Here is a 7100-nt window from a genome sequence, read left to right as displayed (position 1 = left end):
GCCTTCGAGCCACGACCAGCGGGTCGGCCTCGGCCACCGCATCCAGGGTGCGGTCCAGCAGCGTGCGCCCTCCGACGGGCAGCAGGACCTTGTCCACCCCGCCGAGTCGACGCGCCCGACCACCGGCCAGCACCACTGCCGCGAATTCCGCCACACCGCAATGCTTCCAGCCGCCCGCTCCCCCGCTCCAACCAGTCCCCCGAACAGCACGGCGCCCCTGCCGCGCAGGACACGGCAGGGGCGCTGGAGCCGGGGGTCAGAGCATGCGGACCGCGTACGGGGCGATGCCGCCGTAGCGGACCGAGGTCACGCGGACCCGGGAACCCGAGTACGGCGCTTCCACCATCCGGCCGTTGCCGAGGTAGAGGGCGACGTGGTGGATGCTGCCGCCGCTCTGCCAGAACAGCATGTCGCCGCGGCGCATCTGCGACAGCGGCACCCGGCGCCCGGACTGGTACTGGTAGCCGCTGTAGTGGTCGAGCTGGACGCCCGCACCGGCGAACGCGTAGAGCATCAGCCCCGAGCAGTCGAAGCCGGTCTTGGCGTAGTCGCCGTAGGAGTCGGCCACTCCCCCGTCGCGGATGCCCCGCGTCGCCCCGCGCGAGTTGCCGCCACCCCAGGCGTACTGCACGCCCAGCTGGGACAACGCCCGGCTGATCACGACCTCGACCGACCGGCCGCTGGGCGCCGGGGCCGACTGCTGCACCGGCTCCCGGGAGTCCGACGTCGACTGTGACGCGGCCTGCGCAGCGGCTTGCGCGGCGGCGGCCTCTTCGCGCTGCTTCTCGTCCAGCCAGTCTTCGTACTGCCCGCGCTGCTGCTCCAGACCCGACACGTGCGAGCGGGCCTCGGCCAGCTGGGCCTCGACGCCGGCCTTGTCGGATTCCAGCTGCCGCGCCTGGTCCGCCTGGCTGTTCTGCGCCGCGATCGCCGCCTGCTGGGCCGATTCGGCCGCGCGACGCGCGTCGTCGGCGGCTTGCCGCTTGGCCTCGGCTTCCTCGAGCGCGGCCCGGGCCAGCGAGTCCTTGTTGACCTTCTCCACGCGGGCGCGCTCGAGGTCGTCCATGACGTCGAGCTCGGACTTGCTGATCACGTCCAGGAACAGCGCGCGGTCGAGCACGTCCTGGGGGTTCTTGGAACCGACGAAGGCGGTGGCCGAACCGACCTGGCTGCCCTGCCGGTAGCTGCCCGCCACGAACCGGTCCAGGCGCTGGCGCTGCTGGTCGATCCGCTGCCCGGCGACGTCGGAGTCGACCTTGGCCGCGTCCGCGACGCGGCGGGCGTCGTTGTAGGCGCCCTCCGCCCGATCCAGGTCGACGCGCGCCTTGTTCGCGTCCTCCATCTTGAGCTCGACCTGCGCCTGCAGGTCGACCAGCTTGGACTCCGCCTCGGCCAGCTGGTTCGCCAGTTCACCGACCTGCCCGGCCACCTGCTGCGACTTGGCTCGACCGGCCTGGATCTCGGCGTCGCTCGGGTTCGGCGGCGGCGCGGGCACGGCCGAACCGACACCCGGCGCGGCCAGGCCGATGGCGACGAGCAGCGTGATAGCGGCGGTCCTACGCACGCCACGACTTCCCGGCACGACCGTCACCTCCGCTGATACGCCCATTCAGCGGTCATGCTTTGGGCTGAATGGAGTCATACGACGGATTGGGATCTTGCCACTTTCGTCCCGAACGCACCACTGATCTCAAGCACGACACGCGCAACATCAACCACACGGGTCACATGGTTCCCAACCAATGGGATACCGAGCGTGCGAGCCGGGCGATCAGGACCAGGTGCTCGGGTCGCCCCAGGTGTTCAGCGGGCGGGTCGGTTCGGTGAGCGGGGCGCCGACCAGGTCCGGCAGCACCTCGTCCAGCGGATCGCGCACGACCGCGGCGGCCAGCTCGTCGTAGGGCGTCGGCTCGGCGTTGCAGATGATCAGCGCGGCACCTGCCTTGACGGCCAGCTCGGCCAGGCCCGCTGCCGGGTGCACCGTCAGCGAAGTCCCCGCCGCGAGGAACAGGTCGCAGTCCAGCGCGGCCCGCTGCGCCTCCCGGATCACGTCGGGGTCCAGGGGCTGTCCGAAGGAGACGGTGGCGGACTTCAGGATGCCGCCGCAGGAACGGCACGGCGGATCGGACTCCCCCGCCGCCACCCGCTCCAGCACCGCGCTCATCGGACCGGTCGCACCGCAGTCCAGGCACACCGTCCGGTAGATCGTGCCGTGCAGCTCCAGCACCCGGTCCCGGGCCAGGCCGGCGCGCTGGTGCAGCTCGTCGATGTTCTGGGTCAGCAACGAGCGGAGCCGCTCCGAGCGGTCGAGGTCGACGAAAGCGCGGTGCGCCGCACTGGGCTCGGCCTTCCAGGCCGGGTGCTCGGCGCGGCTGCGCCAGGCCTGCTCGCGCACCTGCGGGTCGGCGACGTAGCTGTCGATGTCGCTGAGGCGCTGGGCCGCGGGGTTCTTCGTCCACAGGCCGTTGGGCCCGCGGAAGTCGGGGATGCCCGACGACGTCGACACCCCGGCCCCGGTCAGGGCGGTGACCCGGCGCGCTCCGCCGAACAGCTCTCGGGCCTGCTGCCAGTCGCCCATGCCTCGTTGCACCACGACTACACGGTCCCACGAACCCCGCGTCCGATGCGGCATCGCCCACCGTCTGCCTGCTCACACCGACCGGGCCCGGGTTCGTGAAGGCAGGTTTGCAGCGAGGTAACGCGGAACGAGCCCGGCGGAAACACCCGGTTCCTACGTTCGGTCCAACCAACGGAAGGAGTCCAGGTGACCGCGAGAGCACCCGCCGGCCGGGCCCGCTGGATCGAGGGGTGGAACCCGGAGGACGAGCGTTTCTGGGAATCCACCGGAAAGCACGTGGCGCGGCGGAACCTGATCTTCTCGATCGTCTCGGAGCACATCGGTTTCTCCGTCTGGAGCATCTGGTCGGTGCTGGTGCTGTTCATGTCACCGGAGATCGGCCTACCGTTCACCGCGTCCGAGAAGTTCCTGCTGGTGGTCACGCCGAACCTGGTGGGCGCCGTGCTGCGGCTGCCCTACTCCGCGGCGGTGACCCGCTTCGGCGGGCGGAACTGGACGATCTTCAGCTCGGCGGTGCTGCTGGTGCCCGCCGGACTGGCCTGCTACTTCGTGCAGCAGCCCGGCACCCCGCTGTGGGTGCTCATGCTCGTCGGCGCGACCGCGGGCCTGGGCGGCGGGAACTTCTCCTCGTCGATGACCAACATCACCACCTTCTTCCCGCAGCGCCACCAGGGCTGGGCGCTGGGGCTCAACGCCGGGGGCGGCAACCTCGGCGTGGCGGCGGTGCAGGTCGTCGGCCTCCTGGTGATCGCCGTCGCCGGTGGCACCAACCCGGCCTACGTGGCCGCGATCTACCTGCCGCTGATCGTGGTCGCCGCCCTGTGCGCGGCGCTGTTCATGGACAACGTGGACGCGGTTCGCGCCCGGCCCGGGGCGCTGCGCGAGGCCGCCGCGAACAAGCACACCTGGTGGATCTCGGTGCTCTACATCGGGACCTTCGGCTCGTTCATCGGCTACGGCTTCGCCTTCGGCCTGGTGCTGCAGACCGAGTTCGGGTTCACGCCGCTGCAGGCGGCCAGCTGGACCTTCCTCGGCCCGCTGCTGGGTTCGGTCTCCCGCCCGGTCGGCGGTTGGCTGTCCGACCGCTTCGGCGGTGGCCGGGTGACGTTGTGGGCGTTCGCCGGGATGACCGCCGGCACCGGGGCGCTGCTGTTCGCCTCGTCGCGGGGCTCCTTCGCGATGTACCTGGTGGCGTTCATCGCGCTGTTCGTGCTGACCGGGGTCGGCAACGGTTCGACCTACAAGATGATCCCGGCGATCTTCGCGAAGGAGGCCGAGGACGCGGTCACCGACGGCGGCGAGGCCGTCGCGGCCTTCTCCCGCGCCCGCCGGTTGTCCGGCGCCGTCATCGGCATCGCCGGTGCCGTCGGCGCGCTCGGCGGTGTGGGCATCAACCTGGCGTTCCGCGCCTCCTACGGCGGCGAGGCGGCCAACGGCGACGCGGCACTGCTGGTCTTCCTCTGCTACTACGTGCTCTGCGCGCTCGTCACCTGGGCCGTTTACCTCCGGGGATCCCGCGGGAGCGCTGCTGGCCCGCGGTCCGTCGAGGCGCGGTCGAAGGCGGAGGCCACCCGTGCCTGAGTTGCGGACCGTGGCCACGCACTGCCCCTACTGCGCCTTGCAGTGCGGGACCCGGCTGACGCGCGAGCGGCGCGGCGTGTCGGTGCGGCCGACGGACTTCCCGGTCAACCGCGGTGGGTTGTGCCAGAAGGGCTGGACCGCACCCGCCCTGCTCGACGTGGCGGACCGGTTGCAGCACCCGCTGGTGCGCCGGAACGGCGAGCTCGTCCCGGTCGATTGGGACACCGCGCTGCGCGTCGTCGCCGACGGTCTGCAACGCATCCGCGGCGAGCACGGGCCGGACGCCGTCGGGGTGTTCGGCGGTGGCGGGCTGACGAACGAGAAGGCCTACCTGCTCGGCAAGTTCGCCCGGCTCGCGCTGGGCACCAGCCAGATCGACTACAACGGCCGGTTCTGCATGTCCTCGGCCGCGGCAGCGGGCAACGCCGCGTTCGGGGTGGACCGCGGGCTGCCGTTCCCGGTCACCGACCTCGGCGGGGCCGACGTGGTCCTGCTGGCCGGGGCCAACCCGGCCGAGACCATGCCGCCGCTGATGCAGCACCTGCGGTCGGCTCGGCTGGTGGTGATCGACCCGCGCCGCACCGCCACGGCCGAGCGCGCCGCGCTGCACCTGCAGCCCGCGCCCGGCACCGATCTGGCGCTGGCGCTGGGTCTGCTGCACATCGCGGTCGTCGACGGCTGGGTGGACGACGACTACGTCGACACCCGCACCACCGGGTTCGCAGCGGCCCGGCAGCGGGCGATGACCTGGTGGCCGGAACGCGTCGAGCGCGTCACCGGGGTTCCGGTGACCGCGCAGCGGCAGGCGGTGCGGATGCTCGCCGAGGCGGGGAGCGCGTACGTGCTGACCGGTCGAGGCGCGGAGCAGCACAGCAACGGCGCGGACACCGTCGCGGGGTTCATCGACCTGGCCCTCGCACTCGGACTGCCGGGGCGCCCCGGTCGCGGGTACGGCTGCCTGACCGGGCAGGGCAACGGGCAGGGCGGTCGCGAGCACGGCCAGAAGGCCGACCAGCTGCCCGGCTACCGGATGATCGACGCCCCGGACGCCCGGGAGCACGTGGCCGGGGTCTGGGGCGTTGCGCCCGAGACGCTGCCGGGGCCGGGACGCAGCGCGTACGAGCTGCTGGACGCGCTGGGCACCGCGAACGGGCCGCGAGCGCTGCTGGTCTTCGGTTCCAACCCGGTGGTCTCGGCTCCCAACGCCGCGCACGTGGCGCAGCGGCTGTCCGCATTGGACCTGCTGGTGGTGGCCGACTTCGTGCCGTCGGAGACCGCGCAGTCGGCGGACGTGGTGCTGCCGGTCACGCAGTGGGCCGAAGAGGAGGGCACCATGACCAACCTCGAAGGCCGGGTCCTGCGCCGGCGTCGGCTGCAGGTGCCGCCCGGTCACGCGCGCAGCGATCTGGAGGTCCTGCACGGCCTGGCGGTGCGGCTGGGCGAACCGGGCCACCGCTACCCGACCCGGCCGCGGGAGGTCTTCGAGGAGTTGCGCCGCGCTTCGGCCGGCGGCAAGGCCGACTACTCCGGGATCAGCTACGAGCGGCTCGACGCCGGACAAGCCCTGCACTGGCCTTGCCCGGACACCGAGCACCCCGGAACACCGCGGCTGTTCCTGGACTCCTTCGCCCACCCCGACGGGCTGGCCCGATTCGCCGCGGTCGAACACCGCGATCCCGCCGAGACCCCGCAGCGGACCTTCCCGCTGACCGCCACCACCGGCCGCGTGCTCGCGCAGTACCAGTCCGGGGCGCAGACCAGGCGGGTGGACGAGCTCAACGAGGCCGCGCCCGAACCGTTCGTGGAGATCCACCCGGACACCGCCGACCGCGCCGGTCTCACCGACGGCGAGCTGGCCCGGGTGACGTCGGCGCGCGGCAGCGCGGTCGCCCGGGTTCGGGTGGTGGGCACCATGCGCACCGACACGGTGTTCCTGCCGTTCCACTTCCCCGGCACCGGCCGGGCGAACCTGCTCACCGGCGACGCGCTCGATCCGCGCAGCCGGATGCCGGAGTTCAAGGTCAGCGCGGTGCGCATCGAACCGGCCCGGGAGGTGGTGCCCGGATGACCCGGATCGTCGTCGTCGGCAACGGCCCGGCCGCCCACCGGCTGGTCGAGCGGCTGCGGGTGCAGGGGCACACCGGTCGGATCACGGTGCTGGGCGCTGAACGGCACCCCGCCTACAACCGGGTGCTGCTGAGCTCGGTGCTGGCGCGGGAGCTGTCGCCCGCAGCTGTGCGACTGCCCGATGTGGACGCCGAGGTCCGGCTGGGGACGACCGCCACGCGAATCGACCGCAGCCGGCGGAAAGTGCGCACCGGCGACGGCGAAGAGCTCGCCTACGACGTCCTGGTGCTGGCCACCGGTTCCCGCCCGCGGTCGCCCGGGATCCGCGGGATCCAGCCGCTTCGCACGTTGAGCGACTGCGAACGCATCGACGGAGCCGCAGGCCCGGTGGCCGTGCTGGGTGGCGGCGTGCTCGGGGTCGAGGCAGCGCAAGCGCTGCTGGCCCGCGGCCACGACGTGACCTTGGTGCACCCCCAGCCGCACCTGATGGACAGCCAGTTGGACCCGGCCGGTGGTCGGCTGCTCGCCGACCGGCTCCGCGAACTCGGGCTCGCGCTGCGGTTGGAACGCCGGGCGGTCGAGCACCTGCGCGGTCGACTGGTCCTGGACAGCGGCGAAGCGATTCCGGCCGAGGTGGTGGTCTCCTGCACCGGCGTGGCGCCGAAAACCGCGCTGGCGGTGCGGGCCGGGCTGGCGGTTCGCCACGGGATCGTGGTCGACGACCGGTTGCGCACCAGCGATCCGCACATCCACGCCATCGGCGACCAGGGTGAGGTGTTGGCCGCTTCCCTCGCGCGCCAGCTGGACGTCCCCCGCTCCACGGTCTACCGGCACCTGAAGGTGCTCTGCGGTCACCAGCTGGTCGAGGAGGACG

Annotated in this window: 6 protein-coding genes; 3 read left to right on the top strand and 3 right to left on the bottom strand. The window is 72.4% G+C overall.

The genetic code is table 11. The features are described from left to right. From ABTZ89_RS33030 to ABTZ89_RS33020, 3 genes are all read right to left on the bottom strand, one after another. A partial coding sequence (locus ABTZ89_RS33030; RefSeq protein ID WP_502949633.1) for an NTP transferase domain-containing protein occupies positions 1-133 on the bottom strand: 133 nt, incomplete at its 3' end. A gap of 123 nt (positions 134-256) precedes the next feature. After that, complete coding sequence (locus ABTZ89_RS33025) at positions 257-1564, bottom strand: NlpC/P60 family protein (RefSeq protein WP_351052172.1); 1308 nt, start codon at positions 1562-1564, stop codon at positions 257-259. A gap of 207 nt (positions 1565-1771) precedes the next feature. Further along, positions 1772-2578: an SIR2 family NAD-dependent protein deacylase gene (locus tag ABTZ89_RS33020; RefSeq protein ID WP_270951706.1), complete on the bottom strand. Its 807-nt coding sequence runs from the start codon at positions 2576-2578 to the stop codon at positions 1772-1774. 186 nt (positions 2579-2764) lie between these two features. On the opposite strand from ABTZ89_RS33020, the gene ABTZ89_RS33015 reads away from it, so the two are divergent. From ABTZ89_RS33015 to ABTZ89_RS33005, 3 genes are all read left to right on the top strand, one after another. Then, positions 2765-4159 carry a nitrate/nitrite transporter gene (locus tag ABTZ89_RS33015; RefSeq protein ID WP_351052169.1) on the top strand — a complete coding sequence of 465 codons (1395 nt, stop codon included), beginning with the start codon at positions 2765-2767 and terminating at the stop codon, positions 4157-4159. Between the two features lies 1 nt (position 4160). Then, the gene (locus ABTZ89_RS33010) at positions 4161-6227 is read left to right on the top strand and encodes a molybdopterin oxidoreductase family protein (protein WP_351052175.1); all 2067 of its coding nucleotides are present in this window, start codon (positions 4161-4163) and stop codon (positions 6225-6227) included. Further along, positions 6224-7100, top strand: an 877-nt coding sequence (locus ABTZ89_RS33005) for an NAD(P)/FAD-dependent oxidoreductase (RefSeq protein WP_351052167.1), incomplete at its 3' end; no start/stop codon positions are given. The genes ABTZ89_RS33010 and ABTZ89_RS33005, both read left to right, overlap by 4 nt.

It is taken from the genome of Saccharopolyspora sp. NPDC002686 (assembly GCF_040295745.1).
GTDB lineage: Bacteria > Actinomycetota > Actinomycetes > Mycobacteriales > Pseudonocardiaceae > Saccharopolyspora > Saccharopolyspora oryzae.
The sequence above is the reverse complement of the archived record's forward strand: the minus strand, read 5'-3'. Positions and strand labels throughout refer to the sequence as shown.